The following is a 15,166-nucleotide window of genomic DNA, read 5'->3' as shown; positions in this document are numbered from 1 at the left end:
ATGCTCTCAGGTTTATTTTCACACTCCGCGGCCGGTGCCGCGGATTTTTCATATCTGGAACAGGCCAGCGTCGAGTTTCGCCACGTGGACAAACGCTACGGTGACCATCAGGTTCTGAACGACATTAATCTCACCATCACGCCCGGTGAAGTGGTCGCCATCCTCGGCCCTTCGGGCTCCGGTAAATCCACCCTGATTCGGCTTATCAATCAGCTTGAAACCCTGAGCGGCGGGGAGATTCTGGTCGACAACAAGCCGACCGCCAGGCTTTCCGGTACCGGGCTGCGTCAGCTACGAAGCCGCGTGGGGTTTGTGTTCCAGCAGTTCAATCTTTATGCCCACCTCACCGCCAGCCAGAACATCACGCTCGCGCTGGAGCACGTCCACGGCTGGAAGCCGCAACCGGCCCAGGAGCGCGCGCTGGCTCTGCTGGAGAAGGTCGGAATGCTGGAAAAAGCCCACCATTTCCCGGCCGAGCTTTCCGGTGGACAGCAGCAGCGCGTGGCGATTGCCCGCGCCCTGGCCTCATCGCCGCAAATCATTCTGTTCGACGAGCCCACATCTGCGCTCGATCCGGAAATGATTGGCGAAGTGCTGTTTGTGATGAAAGCGCTGGCCCACAGCGGGATCACGATGATTGTGGTGACCCACGAGATGCAGTTTGCCCGGGAAATTGCTGACCGGATTGTCTTTATCGACGGGGGGCAAATTCTGGAAATCGTGCCACCGGCACAATTTTTCAGTCAGCCGTCGCATCCCCGCGCACAGCGGTTCCTGCAAAAAGTGCTCAACCCGCTTCATCAGGAGCACCTGTAATGCCCGCGCTCGACTGGCAGGGGGTACTGACCGGACAGCCTCTGCAGTGGATCCTCTCCGGGTTTCTCACCACGCTCTGGGTAACGCTTGCGGGCATCCTGCTGGCCAGCCTGCTCGCGGTGCTGTTTATGTTGCTGCGCCTTTCCGGCGGGCGCATCGGGAAGGCGATTGTCAGTAGCTGGGTCTCGCTGTTTCGCAATACACCGCTGCTGGTGCAACTGCTGTTCTGGTATTTTGCCGCCTGGAACGGGTTACCGCAGCTCTTCAGGGATGCGGTTAATGCGGATCACCGCTGGTCAATGCTGCCCGGCGACGTCTGGTGGTTTACGCCCGAGTTTCTCTGTTCGGCCTGGGGATTGGGGGTATTTACCTCGGCGTTTTTAATCGAAGAAGTGGAATCGGGGCTGCGCTCTGTTCCGGCCGGACAGCGGGAGGCGGCCCTCGCCCAGGGGTTCTCCACGTGGCGCTTGTTTCGCTACATCCTGCTGCCGCAGGGGCTGGCCAACGCCTGGCAGCCCGTGGTGGGGCAGTATCTGAATCTGATGAAGCTCTCCTCGCTCGCCAGCGGAATCGGTTTTGCTGAACTGACCTATCAGGTCAGGCAGATTGAAAGCTATAACGCGCACGCGCTTGAGGCATTTACCTTCGGCACCGCGCTCTATCTCCTGACCGGGCTGGCGATGGGGATGGTGCTGGTTCGCATTGGACCTCACGCGAAGCGTAAACGCCCGCTTGTCGCCACCACAGGGAGTGAAAAACATGATTGCCGGACTTAATGTCATCACCGATAACCTCGATTATCTGCTGTGGGGACGCGCGGCAACCGGTGAACCGGGTGGCGTATTGCTCTCGGTAATGATGGCGGTGGGGGCAGCGGTTATCGCCCTGCCCGGCGGGGTGGCACTCGCGTGTCTGGCCTGGCGCTTTACCGGGCTTGTGCGAAAAGCCCTCTTCTTGTGGGCAGAGCTGATTCGTGGGATCCCGCTCATCTTCGTGATTTTCTGGATGTGGTATCTGCTGCCGCTCATCACCGGAGGCGATCTGCCGGGCGCGCTGACCGTCACGCTGGCACTGGCCTGGTTTACCGCAGCAACCGTGATGCACTCGGTGCTGGCCGGGCTGAGCGCCTTACCGTCCGGGCAGTACGAGGCCGCACTCGCTCAGGGGTTTAGCACCCGGCAAATCCTGTGGCGCGTGCTGCTGCCCCAGGCGCTGAGGAACATTCTGCCGTCGCTGGTGGGGATTTTTATCAGCCTGCTTAAGGATACGTCGCTGGCGTTTATCGTGAACGTACCGGAACTGACCACGGTGGCGGGACAGGTCAACAACCGGGTGCAGATTTACCCGGCGGCCATTTTTATCTTTACGGGCGTGGTCTATTACCTGCTCTGCTGCTCGCTCGAGCAACTTGCGAAGCGCTGGCGCATTACCCGGCCAGCGCTTTAACCACTGTTTCCATCGCTTTGGTTGTCAATTCACTGCGTTTCACGCGCTGGTTCGCCAGCGCGGTACGCAGTACCCCGGCAATGACTATATGCTTTGGCTCCTGCCCTAAATCACGCATCTCAAGCACCACCTTGCCGACCACCCGGCACATCTCCTGGTACAGCGCTTCATCTTTGGTCACGTTACCCATCGTCATCACTCCATTGCCTGTTAAACGTTGAGCTTAAATGATTCTCCTGCCGGATACAAAAAAGAAGCCCGGCGAGAGACTCGCCGGGCTTCATCTGTAAAATCAGTCAATTAGTTATTAACAGGAATAACCGCGCCTTTGTATTTAGTGCGGATCCAGTCCTGAATCTCTTTCGAGTGCAGCACGTTCACCAGCGCGACGATATCTTTCTTCTTCTCGTCACCGCGATGAACAGTGATGATGTTGGCGTACGGGTTGTTTTCACCGCTCTCTACCGCAATCGGGTCGTGGACCGGATCCAGACCGGCGTCGATCGCGTAGTTGGCGTTAATCACCACCGCATCGCCTTCGTTGTTGTTGTACATCTGCGGCAGCAGAGAGGCTTCAACGTTAGGCGTGAACTGCAGCTTTTTCGGGTTCTCCACGATGTCGCTGATACGCGCGGTCACTTTGTCGATGCCCGGCTTCAGCTTGATCACGCCCTCTTTCTCGAAGATGGAAAGAATGCGGCCCTCTTCAGAAACCGCGTCACGCATGATGATCTTGCCACCTTCCGGCAGGTCTTTCAGCGACTTGTATTTTTTGGAGTAGATGCCAATAGGTTCGATGTGGATCGCCCCCGCACTGACAAAATCATAATCCTTATCGCCCGCATGATCTTTCAGCACGCTGTTCAGGTAAGGAATGTGCTGGAAATAGTTGGCGTCGATGTCATGACCGGCCAGCGCGGTATTCGGCAGAATGTAGTCCTGGAACGGTTTGATCTCCAGGTCAATACCCTGTTTCGCCAGAATCGGCTTTGCCTGCTCCAGAATTTCGGCGTGCGGCGTGTTGGATGCGCCCACGGTCAGGGTGTCGGCCCAGGAGGCAAAGCTCAGGGCACTCAGGGTTGCAGCGGCGATCAGTGTCAGTGTCTTTTTCATGATGTGGTTCCTGTGTGTATTTATTAGCGTTTATCTAACAGAGAAGTAATGGCGTCGCCGCAGAACTGGATAATGAAAACGATGATCAGAATGGTCACCGTTGCCACCAGCGTGACGTCACCATGGTTGCGCTGGAATCCTTCCAGATAAGCCAGATTTCCCAACCCGCCGGCGCCAATCACCCCCGCCATGGCGCTGTAACTCACCAGCGCAATGAGCGTTACCGTAATACCCGATACCAGTGCAGGTGATGATTCCGGCAGTAAAACCCGAAACACTAACGTGCTCAGTCGAGCGCCCATCGAGCGTGTGGCTTCGATGACGCCTTTATCCACCTCACGCAGGGCGATCTCCACCAGGCGTGCGTAGAAGGGTGCCGCGCCCACAATCAGCGCCGGCAGCGCCGCGTTGGCGCCAAGAATGGTGCCCACAACGGTCTTGGTGAACGGGATCAGCAACACAATCAGAATGATGAACGGAATCGAGCGGAACACGTTCACCACAATGGAAATGACGCTGTAGACCGTGCGGTTGTGGAACAACCCGCCGCGCGCGGTTAAAAACAGCGCCAGACCGAGGACGATGCCCAGAACGAAGGTCGCCACGCCGGAAAGCGCTGTCATGTACAGGGTCTCCAGCGTCGCCGCCCAGAGCTGATCCCACTTAAGATGCGGAAAGAGATTCTCAGCCATGTTTAATTACCTCACCTTCAATATCGCTGTGCTGCAGGTCGGCGAGGATATTGTTCAGCTGTTCATCAGATGCCACCACGTGCACCCAGAGCTGGCCAAACACGCCATGGGCGGTTTGCGTCATTTTGCCGTGCAGGATGTTAAACGGCAGACCGTAGCGCAGGGTCAGTTCACCGACGATCGGTTTATGCGTGCTGTGCCCGGTAAAGGTCAGCCTGATCACCGTCCCTTCCAGATCGTTTGCCAGTTCGGTATTGAAGGTTTCTTCCTCAGCGTACTGGCTCACCTGACGGACAAACTGCTGCGTAATCGGCTGCTGCGGATGGGTAAAGACGCTCAGCACGTCTCCCTCTTCCACCACTTTACCGTTCTCCATCACCGCCACGCGGTCGCAGATTTTGCGCACCACATGCATCTCGTGGGTGATCAGCACAATGGTCAGCTGGAAGCGACGGTTGATATCCAGCAGCAGATCGAGGATCTGATCGGTGGTCTGCGGGTCGAGCGCGGACGTGGCTTCATCGCAGAGCAGTACATCCGGGCGATTAGCCAGCGCACGCGCAATGCCCACGCGCTGCTTTTGCCCACCGCTCAACTGTGACGGGTACGCATGCTCGCGACCTTTCAGACCAACGAGTTCAATAAGCTCGGCCACGCGGGCCTTAATGTCGGCTTTCGGTACGCCGGCAATTTGCATCGAGAACGCAATATTCTCGCTGACCGTGCGCGACCACAGCAGGTTGAAGTGCTGAAACACCATGCTGATCTTCAGACGCGCCTGGCGCAGTGCTTCACCTTTTGCGGCAGAAATGTTCTGCCCGTTGATGGTTACGCTGCCGCTGCTCGGTTTTTCCAGACCATTCAGCAGGCGGATAAGCGTGCTTTTACCTGCTCCGCTGTAACCGATGATCCCGTATATCTGCCCCTGTGCTATCGTCAAATTGACATTATCAACGGCCGTGAGCGCCACCTTTCCGTTGTCAAAAACCTTCGAAATATTACTGAGAACGATCATTCTTATTTATTATCCGTGCCGCTCGTGGCGGTTTAGCAGTATGGATGTCCAAACGATAGTAAACAGGCGTTATCAGCTTTTAAATGAACAAAAAAGAATGTGTTATAACTTTGGGGAATAAATAGCGGATTTACAGGCAGGGGAGCATTTAGACCAATTTCAGCAATGATTATCTGCCTGATGCATATCTGCTGGCGGCCACCCGGCAAAAACGCTCATTTTTGCCGCATTTTATGCCAGTATAGCCATCCTCACATCCAGACAACTTTACGTCTTGCTGTCCTGACATCCAAAAACGTCATATATATTCCTTTCTGTTCTAAAAGGCAGTGAATGGTTCTTTCTTGTGAAAATTTCACCGCCCTATCATCCCGTCATGACCTCCAGAAAGGAAAATATCATGACGATTTACCACTCCGTCACCGAACTGATTGGACGTACCCCGCTCATCCAGCTGCACAAGCTCGATACCGGTCCCTGCTCGCTGTTTCTGAAGCTCGAAAACCAGAACCCGGGCGGCTCCATTAAAGACCGCGTGGCGCTGTCGATGATCAACGAAGCGGAGCGCACCGGTAAGCTGCAGCCGGGCGGCACGATTATTGAGGCCACGGCCGGGAATACCGGACTGGGCCTGGCGCTGATCGCCGCCCAGAAGGGCTACTCGCTGATCCTGGTGGTGCCGGACAAAATGAGCCGCGAGAAGATTTTCCACCTGCGTGCGCTGGGTGCCCAGGTGGTGCTGACCCGCTCCGACGTCAATAAGGGCCATCCGGCCTATTACCAGGATTACGCCCAGCGTCTGGCCAGTGAGCTGCCCGGTGCGTTTTACATCGACCAGTTCAATAACACCGCCAACCCGCTGGCACACCGCACCACCACGGCACCGGAACTGTATGAGCAGCTTGACGGTAACATCGACGCTATCGTGGTCGGGGTCGGTTCAGGTGGTACCCTGGGCGGCCTGCAGGCGTGGTTCGCCGAACACTCTCCGCACACGGAGTTTGTTCTGGCAGATCCGGCCGGCTCCGTTCTGGCCGATCAGGTCGAAACCGGACGTTACGACGATGCTGGCTCATGGCTGGTTGAGGGGATCGGTGAAGACTTTATTCCTCCGCTGGCCCACATTGAAGGCGTGAATCGCGCCTGGCGCATCACCGACCGCGAAGCGTTTGCCACCGCGCGCGAGCTGCTGAAAACAGAAGGCATTCTGGCGGGCTCCTCCAGCGGCACGCTGCTGGCGGCCGCGCTGAAGTATTGCCAGGCGCAGACCACGCCGAAACGCGTGGTGACCTTCGCCTGCGACAGCGGCAATAAATATCTCTCGAAGATGTTCAACGACGACTGGATGCGCCAGCAGGGGCTGCTTACCCGCCCTCTGGCCGGCGATCTCTCCGACTACATCGCCCTGCGCCACGATGAAGGCGCCACCGTCACCGCCGCCCCGGATGACACGCTCTCCACTGTCCTGGCGCGTATGCGTCTGTACGACATCTCCCAGCTGCCGGTGCTGGAGAACGGCAAGGTGGTGGGCATTATCGACGAATGGGATCTGCTGCGGCATATCGGCGGCGACGGCGATCGCTTCGCACTTCCGGTGACGGCGGCCATGACGCGTCAGGTGGAGTTCCTGGATAAACACGCCCCGGAGAGCGCCCTGCACGCCATCTTCGACCGCGGTCTGGTGGCCGTGATTAATGACAACGACCGTTTTCTCGGTCTGATTACGCGCAGCGACGTGCTGACCGCATGGCGCAACCGTCTACAGCAATAAAGGAAGAGATGATGAAAAACCTGGCAACCCTGAGCGTACACAGCGGTGAGTTCAACGATCAGCACGGGGCGGTGATGCCGCCGATTTACGCCACCTCGACGTTTGCGCAACCCGCTCCCGGTGAACATACCGGCTATGAATATTCGCGCAGCGGCAACCCCACCCGCCATGCGCTGGAGACCGCCATCGCCGAACTGGAAGGCGGCACGCGCGGCTACGCGTTTGCCTCCGGTCTCGCGGCGATTTCCACGGTGCTTGAACTGCTGGATAAAGACAGCCATATCGTTGCCATCGATGACGTTTACGGCGGGACGTATCGTCTGATCGAAAACGTGCGCAAGCGCAGCACCGGTCTGCAGGTCAGTTGGGTTAAACCGGACGACCTGGCCGGGCTAGAGGCCGCCATTCGCCCGGAGACGCGGATGGTCTGGGTCGAGACCCCAACCAACCCGCTGCTGAAGCTGGCGGACCTGGCGGCCATCGCGGCGATTGCCCGTCGTCATAACGTCATCAGCGTGGCGGACAACACCTTCGCGTCGCCGGTGATCCATCGCCCTCTTGAGTCAGGCTTCGATATCGTGGTGCACTCCGCCACTAAATACCTTAATGGTCACTCCGACGTCGTTGCCGGGCTGGCTGTAGTGGGTGATAACCCGGCGCTGGCTGACAAGCTCGGCTATCTGCAGAACGCGGTGGGTGGTGTTCTGGATCCGTTCAGCAGTTTCCTGACGCTGCGCGGTATTCGCACGCTTGCGCTGAGGGTGGAAAAGCACAGCACTAACGCGCTGGCGATTGCGCAATGGCTGGAGCAACATCCTCTGGTGGAAAAAGTGTTCTATCCAGGGCTGGAGTCCCACCCGCAGTATCGCCTCGCCCGCACGCAAATGGCCCTGCCGGGTGGGATGATTTCTGTGGTGGTAAAAGGCGATGCGCAACGCGCAACGGAGGTTATCCGCAACCTGAAATTGTTCACCCTCGCGGAAAGCCTCGGCGGCGTGGAGAGTCTGGTGAGCCAGCCTTACAGCATGACCCACGCTTCAATTCCCCTTGAGCAACGGCTGGCAAACGGCATTGTGCCGCAGCTGATCCGCCTGTCGGTGGGGATTGAAGATCCGAAAGACCTGATTGCCGACCTCAGTCAGGCGCTGCAAAAATAAGCAAATTGCGGCAGGTCAATCACCTGCCGCCCTAAGTTGTCATCATAGCTTAACGCCTTGATAACAATATTATGTGAAACGGCACAGATTATTTCTGAAACCCCGTTTCCATTTTCCTTTTATCTTAAAATCAGCGTATAATGCGCGCCTGGCCCCTGGTGAATGGTTTCAGCGCTTGGAATACAAAAAACAACGTACAACTTCTCCTCTCCTTCGTTGGGCTGTCACTCAGGCACACTTTCTTCTGCACGCTCATTTGATGTCTCCTATCCTTAGTGCGTGTCATATACTCTTTTGCAACACAGGTTTGACTCCGCGGCGGTGCGCCCCCGGAGCGAGATTTCCATATCCTTCCCAACTTAAAGACTAAGACTGTCATGAAAAAGACGAAAATTGTTTGTACTATCGGCCCGAAAACCGAATCTGAAGAGATGCTGAGCAAAATGCTGGATGCCGGCATGAACGTGATGCGTCTGAACTTCTCCCACGGTGATTACGCTGAGCACGGCCAGCGCATCCAGAACTTGCGCAACGTGATGAGCAAGACCGGTAAAAAAGCCGCCATCCTGCTGGATACCAAAGGTCCTGAAATCCGTACCATCAAACTGGAAGGCGGTAATGACGTCTCTCTGAAAGCGGGCCAGACCTTCACCTTCACCACTGACAAGTCTGTGGTCGGTAACAGCGAAATCGTTGCAGTGACCTACGAAGGCTTCACCAGCGACCTGTCCGTCGGTAACACCGTACTGGTCGACGATGGTCTGATCGGGATGGAAGTCACCGCTATCGAAGGCAACAAGGTTATCTGTAAAGTGCTGAACAACGGCGACCTGGGTGAGAACAAAGGCGTTAACCTGCCAGGCGTCTCCATCGCGCTGCCAGCGCTGGCTGAAAAAGACAAGCAGGACCTGATCTTCGGCTGCGAGCAAGGCGTTGACTTCGTTGCCGCCTCCTTCATCCGTAAACGTTCCGACGTGGTTGAAATCCGTGAGCACCTGAAAGCGCACGGCGGCGAGAAGATCCAGATCATCTCCAAAATTGAAAACCAGGAAGGCCTGAACAATTTCGACGAAATCCTCGAAGCGTCTGACGGCATCATGGTTGCACGTGGCGACCTGGGCGTTGAAATCCCGGTTGAAGAAGTGATCTTCGCGCAGAAGATGATGATCGAGAAGTGTGTTCGCGCGCGTAAAGTGGTTATCACCGCAACGCAGATGCTGGACTCCATGATCAAGAACCCACGCCCAACCCGCGCAGAAGCAGGCGACGTGGCAAACGCCATCCTCGACGGTACCGATGCGGTGATGCTGTCCGGTGAATCCGCGAAAGGGAAATACCCGCTGGAAGCGGTCGGCATCATGGCGACCATCTGCGAACGTACTGACCGCGTGATGACCAGCCGTCTGGACTTTAACAACGACAGCCGCAAGCTGCGTATCACCGAAGCAGTATGCCGCGGTGCGGTAGAAACTGCTGAGAAACTGGAAGCGCCACTGATCGTGGTCGCGACCCAGGGCGGTAAATCTGCGCGCGCCGTGCGTAAATACTTCCCGGATGCGACCATCCTGGCCCTGACCACCAACGAAACTACCGCTCGTCAGCTGGTACTGAGCAAAGGCGTAGTTGCGCACCTGGTTAAAGAGATCGCCTCTACCGACGATTTCTACATTCAGGGTAAAGCACTGGCTCTGGAAAGCGGTCTGGCTCAGAAAGGCGACGTTGTGGTAATGGTTTCTGGTGCCCTGGTACCAAGCGGAACCACCAATACCGCATCTGTTCACGTGCTGTAATAATTCCCGAACGAATTAATTTGGATAAAAAGCGCCCATTGGGCGCTTTTTTTATTCCCGGCATTAGCCAAACTCATTCAAATTGCAAATCGGGTTTTTCTATTTAATTGCGAATTATCTAAGATGAATCCGATGATAAATGCCTTTTTTTCCTTAGATTTTTGCCCGAAAAGGGCTGATTCGGTGCTTCTTTGAGCGAACGATCAAAAATAGGTGTATTCCCATCAAAAAAATATTCTCAACCCAAAAAAGTTTGTGTAATACTTGTAACGCTACATGGAGATTAACTCAATCTAGAGGGTATTAATAATGAATCGTACTAAACTGGTACTGGGCGCGGTAATCCTGGGTTCTACTCTGCTGGCTGGTTGCTCCAGCAACGCTAAAATCGATCAGCTGTCTTCTGACGTTCAGACTCTGAACGCTAAAGTTGACCAGCTGAGCAACGACGTGAACGCAATGCGTTCCGACGTTCAGGCTGCTAAAGACGACGCAGCTCGCGCTAACCAGCGTCTGGACAACCAGGCTACTAAATACCGTAAGTAATAGTACCTGTTAATAAAATGGCGCACATTGTGCGCCATTTTTTTTGCCTGCGTCAAACCACTACTGCGTCACCTTCTCCCCTTCATCTTCCGCAACCGCAGCAGACACCCGACTGTTCTGCACCGACAACACACTATTACTGGCAGACGGGCCGTTACCGGCGGAGACCACAACCGGGATCCCGGCACGACGTGACAGGGCTTTATCAATAAGCGCTTTATCACTTCCCGCCTGAGACACAAAGGTCGCAAAGTCGGCGGAATGGCTAATTGGCGAGACCTGCGGGTTTTCCCCCTCCACCTGCGCCAGCGGACGGTGAACTTCAATATAGCGTTTACCATCTGGCTCAACGGAGAACTTCACGGGTTCATTGATAATCTGTACCCGCGTGCCCACCCGCACCTGTTCGAACAGGGCTTTAATGTCCGGAGCATTCATCCGCATACAGCCGGAACTGACCCGCAGGCCGACGCTGTCCGGCGCGCTGGTGCCGTGAATGAGATATTCCCCATTACCCACGCCTAAACGCAGTGCGTAGCGCCCCAGGGGGTTATTTGGCCCGGCAGGGACCACAGGAGGCAATTTAATCCCCTGCTCCAGCGAGCGGGCTCTGATCCCCGGCGTGGGCGTCCAGGTGGGGTTAGGGATTTTCTGACTCACCCGCGTAGTGGTGACCGGGGTTTCCAGCCCCAACTGCCCAATACCGAGCGGGAAGACCTGAACAATATTTTCCCCCGGTGGGAAGTAATACAGGCGAAGCTCGGCAAGGTTCACCACAATCCCCTCGCGCGGCGTGTCCGGCAGCAGCATCTGCGACGGAATGGTGATGACGGTGCCCGGCGCAGGGTTGACCGGCGCAATAGTATTGTTCGTCTCCAGTAGCACCTGCGCCGCAGTATTAAACCGGCGGGCGATGGTCTGCAGTTTATTATCCCCTTCCTGTATCGTGTAGGTTTGATTTTGCCCAATCAGACGGCTGCCTGCGGGCGGCAATGGATAGTCCATCGCGCGGGCCGAATGAAGGGCACCGAGCGAACTGATAAGTAATAGAGTTATGAGAGACGCGCGCTTCATGCTGAGATTCCTTATTCACTGGCAGGATGCCAGAAAGCTGAAAAACCAGCGAGGCGGGAACCACCTCGCGAAACAGAATGAATGCTGTTCTGTAAGTCTAGCTAAGGATTGCAGCTTTGGCGCGGATGGCGCGAATCATCGCTTCCAGTCCCTGAGCTCGGGATGGTGTGAGGTGTTGGGTCAGGGCCATTTTTTCAAACCACGGGCGGACATCGAACGCGACAATATCCTGAGCCGACATCTGGTGATAAAGAATGAAAACGACCGCAATAAGCCCTTTAACAATGGCAGCATCGCTGTCGCCGCGCAGTTCGATAGTGCCGTCATCCGACTGCGCCATCACAATCCACACCTGGCTCTGACAGCCCTGAATACTGTTCTCCGGGCAATGCGCCTCTTCGCTGAGCGGCGGTAAACGCTGTCCCAGCTCAATGATGTAGAGATACTTCTCTTCCCAGTTTGCGCAACGCGAGAAGTTACGCAGTAATTTATCTTTGTCCGGCAGATCTGCCATCTTTCGCCTCTTTGTTAGCCCAGCAGCTGATGGATGCGTTTTAGCCCCGCCACCAGCCTGTCGACCTCTTCCGTTGTGTTGTACATCACCAGCGATGCGCGACACATTGCCGGGACCTGGTAAAACGCCATCAGCGGCATGGCGCAATGGTGCCCGGTACGGACCGCTACGCCGTAATTATCGAGGAAACTGCCCACGTCATAGGCATGGTGTTTCCCGAGATTGAACGCGATCACCCCCTGCCGGTCAGCCGGGCCGTAAAGGGTCAGATCCGGTACGCTGGCAAGTTCCGCAAGCGCATAGTGCATCAGCAGCTGTTCATACTCCTGAATGGCCTCAAGGCCGATCGCCGAAACGTAAGTAACCGCCGCCCCCAGCCCAATAATGCCCCCGGTGTTGGGCGTACCCGCCTCAAAACGCCACGGCGCACGGGCGTAGGTGGTGCCTTCCGTCAGGCTAACGGTGGCGATCATTGACCCGCCCCCTTCCCACGGCGGCATCGCCTGCAGGATGTCTTCTTTCACATACAGCACGCCAATCCCGGTCGGGCCGTAGAGCTTGTGGCCGGAAAACACGTAGAAATCGCAGTCCAGCGCCTGGACGTCAACCGCGTGGTGCATCACCGCCTGAGCGCCGTCAATCAGCACCTTCGCCCCCGCCAGATGGGCCTTCTCGACGATCTCTGCGACCGGGTTTTCGGTCCCCAGCACGTTGGAAACCTGGGTGACCGCCACCAGCCGCGTGCGGTCATCCAGCAGGCCGTCAAGCAACTCAAGCTGCAGCGTCCCGTCAACATTGAGCGGGATCACCCGCAGCTGCGCCCCAACGCGCTCGCAGAGCATCTGCCACGGCACGATATTCGCGTGGTGCTCCATCTGGGTAATGATGATGTTATCCCCTGCGCGTACCTGAGCGTTGCCCCAGCTGTTGGCGACAAGGTTAATCCCCTCGGTTGTGCCGCGCACAAACACCAGCTCTTCGGGCGAGCGGGCATTGAGAAAGGCGGCCACCTGCGTGCGCACGTTCTCCATGCGCTGGGTGGCTTCCGCGCTCAGGGTATGGATCCCCCGATGCACGGCGGCGTAACCGTGGCGATAGAACTCCGCCTCCGCATCCACCACCTGATTCGGCTTCTGCGCGCTGGCGGCGCTGTCCAGATAGGCCAGCGGCAGCCCGTTGACTTCACGGGTCAAAACCGGGAAATCGGCCCGGACTTTCTCAACGGGAAAACTCATGCTTCGCCTCCAGGCAGACGCAGGCCAATACGGTCCAGCACCTGCTGTTTTAACTGACCATCGTGCAGCGCTTCCGTCAGTTCGGCGGCAAACGCATAGATAATCATCTTCTGCGCCGCCTGCTGGTCAATACCGCGGGAACGCAGGTAGAACATCTGCTCGTCATTGATCCTTCCGACCGTGGCGCCATGGCTGCATTTCACGTCGTCGGCATAGATCTCCAGCTGCGGTTTGGTGTCCACCTCCGCCAGGCGGCCCAGGAGCAGGTTGTTATTGGTCATCTGCCCGTCGGTTTTAATGGCGTGCTGCGCCACGTTAATCAGGCCGTTAAACACCGCGCGCCCTTTGTCACTGACGATGGTTTTGTGCAGCTGGCGGCTGTTGCAGTAGCCCTTGTTGTGCTCAAGCCAGGTGCGCGTATCGCACACTTCTGATTTAACCGGCATCGCCAGGCTGTTGATGCGCAGCGTGGTGTTTTCACCGTTGAGCTGGGTGCTGGTGTTGTGGCGCAGCACCGCCCCGCCGAGCAGGAAGCTGTGGCTGAAAGCTGCGGCATCCTGAGCCAGCACAATATCGTTATGGGCAAAGTGGTGACTCTGCCCATTCTCAAACGCCAGCTTGATGTGGTGAAGTCGTGCATTAGCGGCGACGTTCATCGTCAGACGCGATCCGGTAAAGTGCCTGACCTCGTTAAGGCTGACGTAATGTTCGATTACCGTGGCCTCTGCCCCCTCCGCCAGTTCAAGATGATGGCGATAGTGAGCGGTATTGATTTCGTCACCGTCGAGCCCCTGGGTGATATGCAGCAGTAACAGCGGTTTTGCCGGGCGCTGGTTACGCTTCACGTGGATATGCGTCACGCTCTGCGCCAGGCTCTCGGTAAGATGCAGAAACACCTCCGGCTGCACGGGAGCCGCCAGGCTCTGGCGTTCATCATCGAGGGTAATCGTATAACCGCTCTCTTCAGCGCTGTCGCTCAGCTCAGGACGGAACTGCCCGTCAACAAACACCAGCCGCAGGGCATCAACGTTCAGTGCCAGCGCATCACGCTGGGCCGGGCTGATATCCGCCAGCCGAGAAACAAATTCGCCGTTCAACAGGCCATCAAGCGGGGTGTATTTCCAGTTCTCATGCTTACGCGTCGGCAGGCCGAGGCGCAGCATCTGCTGCAGATGCTGCTGCGCCTGCTCAGAACGTGTCCCCCCCTGGGCTTCAAACAGCCGGTGCCACTGCTGGAGCGCATTACTGCTGTTCGGTAAGCCAGCCATACCCCTGCTCCTCCAGTTGTTTAACCAGCGTGAAATCACCGGATTTCACAATACGTCCCTGATAAAGCACGTGGACGTAATCCGGCTTGATGTAATCCAGAATGCGCTGGTAGTGGGTGACAATAATGAACGAACGCTTGCCGTCGCGCAGCGCGTTAACGCCATCGGCGACAATCTTCAGGGCGTCGATATCCAGACCGGAGTCGGTCTCATCGAGAATGCACAGCTCGGGCTCCAGAACCGCCATCTGCAGAATATCGTTACGCTTTTTCTCGCCGCCCGAGAAGCCGACGTTGACTGAGCGGGTCAATAAATCTTCCGGCATTTTGAGCAGCTTGATCTTCTCTTCCATCAGATCCTGGAAATCGAAGCGATCCAGAGCCTCCTGGCCACGATACTTGCGCACCGCGTTCAGTGCCGTCTGCAGGAAGAACTGGTTGCTGACGCCCGGGATCTCAACCGGATACTGGAAGGCCATAAAGATGCCCTCTCCCGCACGATCTTCCGGCGACATCTCCAGCAGATCTTTGCCATTAAATTCGACCGAGCCGCGGGTGACTTCGTAATCTTCACGCCCGGCCAGCGTCGCCGAAAGCGTACTTTTCCCGGAGCCGTTCGGCCCCATAATGGCGTGAACTTCACCCGGTTTGACGTCAAAATTGAGGCCACGCAGGATGGTTTTGTCTTCCACGCTAACCTGTAAATCTTTAATGCTTAACATGTGCTTTC

Annotated in this window: 17 protein-coding genes; 8 read left to right on the top strand and 9 right to left on the bottom strand. The window is 56.7% G+C overall.

Features of this window, described 5'->3' with window-relative positions; all coding sequences use genetic code 11:
• The 3 genes from SP99_RS09370 to SP99_RS09360 are packed head-to-tail and all read left to right on the top strand — an operon-like array spanning position 1 to position 2,262.
• Positions 1–816, top strand: coding sequence for an amino acid ABC transporter ATP-binding protein (locus SP99_RS09370; protein ID WP_047958373.1), 816 nt, complete (start codon positions 1–3; stop codon positions 814–816).
• Positions 816–1,592 (top strand): amino acid ABC transporter permease, encoded by a 777-nt coding sequence (locus SP99_RS09365; protein WP_047958372.1) that lies wholly within the window; start codon positions 816–818, stop codon positions 1,590–1,592. The genes SP99_RS09370 and SP99_RS09365 overlap by 1 nt, the downstream gene beginning before the upstream one ends.
• Complete coding sequence (locus SP99_RS09360; RefSeq protein ID WP_047958371.1) at positions 1,576–2,262, top strand: amino acid ABC transporter permease; 687 nt, start codon at positions 1,576–1,578, stop codon at positions 2,260–2,262. The genes SP99_RS09365 and SP99_RS09360 overlap by 17 nt, the downstream gene beginning before the upstream one ends.
• Here SP99_RS09360 and fumD read toward each other — a convergent pair.
• The 4 genes from fumD to SP99_RS09340 all read right to left on the bottom strand — a co-directional run bounded on the left by fumD (position 2,243) and on the right by SP99_RS09340 (position 5,082).
• A complete protein-coding gene (gene fumD / locus SP99_RS09355; protein ID WP_003857676.1) occupies positions 2,243–2,452 on the bottom strand; it encodes a fumarate hydratase FumD in 210 nt (69 codons plus the stop codon). The genes SP99_RS09360 and fumD overlap by 20 nt on opposite strands.
• A gap of 110 nt (positions 2,453–2,562) precedes the next feature.
• Positions 2,563–3,375: a MetQ/NlpA family ABC transporter substrate-binding protein gene (locus SP99_RS09350; RefSeq protein ID WP_025758309.1), complete on the bottom strand. Its 813-nt coding sequence runs from the start codon at positions 3,373–3,375 to the stop codon at positions 2,563–2,565.
• A 23-nt stretch (positions 3,376–3,398) separates the two neighbouring features.
• Positions 3,399–4,067: a methionine ABC transporter permease gene (locus tag SP99_RS09345; protein WP_047958370.1), complete on the bottom strand. Its 669-nt coding sequence runs from the start codon at positions 4,065–4,067 to the stop codon at positions 3,399–3,401.
• Positions 4,060–5,082 carry a methionine ABC transporter ATP-binding protein gene (locus tag SP99_RS09340; RefSeq protein WP_045284941.1) on the bottom strand — a complete coding sequence of 341 codons (1,023 nt, stop codon included), beginning with the start codon at positions 5,080–5,082 and terminating at the stop codon, positions 4,060–4,062. Before SP99_RS09340 ends, SP99_RS09345 begins: the two co-directional genes overlap by 8 nt.
• A 400-nt stretch (positions 5,083–5,482) precedes the next feature.
• Here SP99_RS09340 and SP99_RS09335 point away from each other — a divergent pair, with 400 nt between their 5' ends.
• From SP99_RS09335 to lpp, 5 genes are all read left to right on the top strand, one after another.
• Complete coding sequence (locus SP99_RS09335; protein ID WP_047958369.1) at positions 5,483–6,853, top strand: pyridoxal-phosphate dependent enzyme; 1,371 nt, start codon at positions 5,483–5,485, stop codon at positions 6,851–6,853.
• An 11-nt stretch (positions 6,854–6,864) separates the two neighbouring features.
• Positions 6,865–8,010: a trans-sulfuration enzyme family protein gene (locus SP99_RS09330; RefSeq protein ID WP_047958368.1), complete on the top strand. Its 1,146-nt coding sequence runs from the start codon at positions 6,865–6,867 to the stop codon at positions 8,008–8,010.
• 73 nt (positions 8,011–8,083) lie between these two features.
• Entirely contained in the window at positions 8,084–8,380 is a 297-nt protein-coding gene (gene ynhH, locus SP99_RS25320) for a protein YnhH (protein WP_425605341.1), read from the top strand.
• A gap of 7 nt (positions 8,381–8,387) precedes the next feature.
• Positions 8,388–9,800 carry a pyruvate kinase PykF gene (pykF, locus tag SP99_RS09325; RefSeq protein ID WP_045284943.1) on the top strand — a complete coding sequence of 471 codons (1,413 nt, stop codon included), beginning with the start codon at positions 8,388–8,390 and terminating at the stop codon, positions 9,798–9,800.
• 309 nt (positions 9,801–10,109) lie between these two features.
• Positions 10,110–10,346: a murein lipoprotein Lpp gene (gene lpp / locus SP99_RS09320; protein ID WP_001082307.1), complete on the top strand. Its 237-nt coding sequence runs from the start codon at positions 10,110–10,112 to the stop codon at positions 10,344–10,346.
• A 60-nt stretch (positions 10,347–10,406) separates the two neighbouring features.
• Here the strand turns inward: lpp and ldtE are convergent, their stop codons facing one another.
• From ldtE to sufC, 5 genes are all read right to left on the bottom strand, one after another.
• The gene (gene ldtE, locus SP99_RS09315; protein WP_047958367.1) at positions 10,407–11,420 is read right to left on the bottom strand and encodes a L,D-transpeptidase LdtE; all 1,014 of its coding nucleotides are present in this window, start codon (positions 11,418–11,420) and stop codon (positions 10,407–10,409) included.
• Between the two features lie 97 nt (positions 11,421–11,517).
• Positions 11,518–11,934, bottom strand: coding sequence for a cysteine desulfuration protein SufE (sufE, locus tag SP99_RS09310; protein WP_025757294.1), 417 nt, complete (start codon positions 11,932–11,934; stop codon positions 11,518–11,520).
• Between the two features lie 14 nt (positions 11,935–11,948).
• Positions 11,949–13,169 carry a cysteine desulfurase SufS gene (gene sufS, locus SP99_RS09305; RefSeq protein WP_047958366.1) on the bottom strand — a complete coding sequence of 407 codons (1,221 nt, stop codon included), beginning with the start codon at positions 13,167–13,169 and terminating at the stop codon, positions 11,949–11,951.
• Positions 13,166–14,437: a Fe-S cluster assembly protein SufD gene (gene sufD / locus SP99_RS09300; protein ID WP_047958365.1), complete on the bottom strand. Its 1,272-nt coding sequence runs from the start codon at positions 14,435–14,437 to the stop codon at positions 13,166–13,168. The genes sufS and sufD overlap by 4 nt, the downstream gene beginning before the upstream one ends.
• Positions 14,412–15,158 (bottom strand): Fe-S cluster assembly ATPase SufC, encoded by a 747-nt coding sequence (gene sufC, locus SP99_RS09295; RefSeq protein WP_025757297.1) that lies wholly within the window; start codon positions 15,156–15,158, stop codon positions 14,412–14,414. Before sufC ends, sufD begins: the two co-directional genes overlap by 26 nt.
• Positions 15,159–15,166: the final 8 nt, after the last annotated feature.

The organism is Enterobacter sp. BIDMC92, assembly GCF_001030225.1.
Lineage (GTDB): Bacteria > Pseudomonadota > Gammaproteobacteria > Enterobacterales > Enterobacteriaceae > Enterobacter > Enterobacter sichuanensis.
Note: the sequence above shows the minus strand (reverse complement) of the source record. Positions and strands in the feature narration are given on the sequence as shown.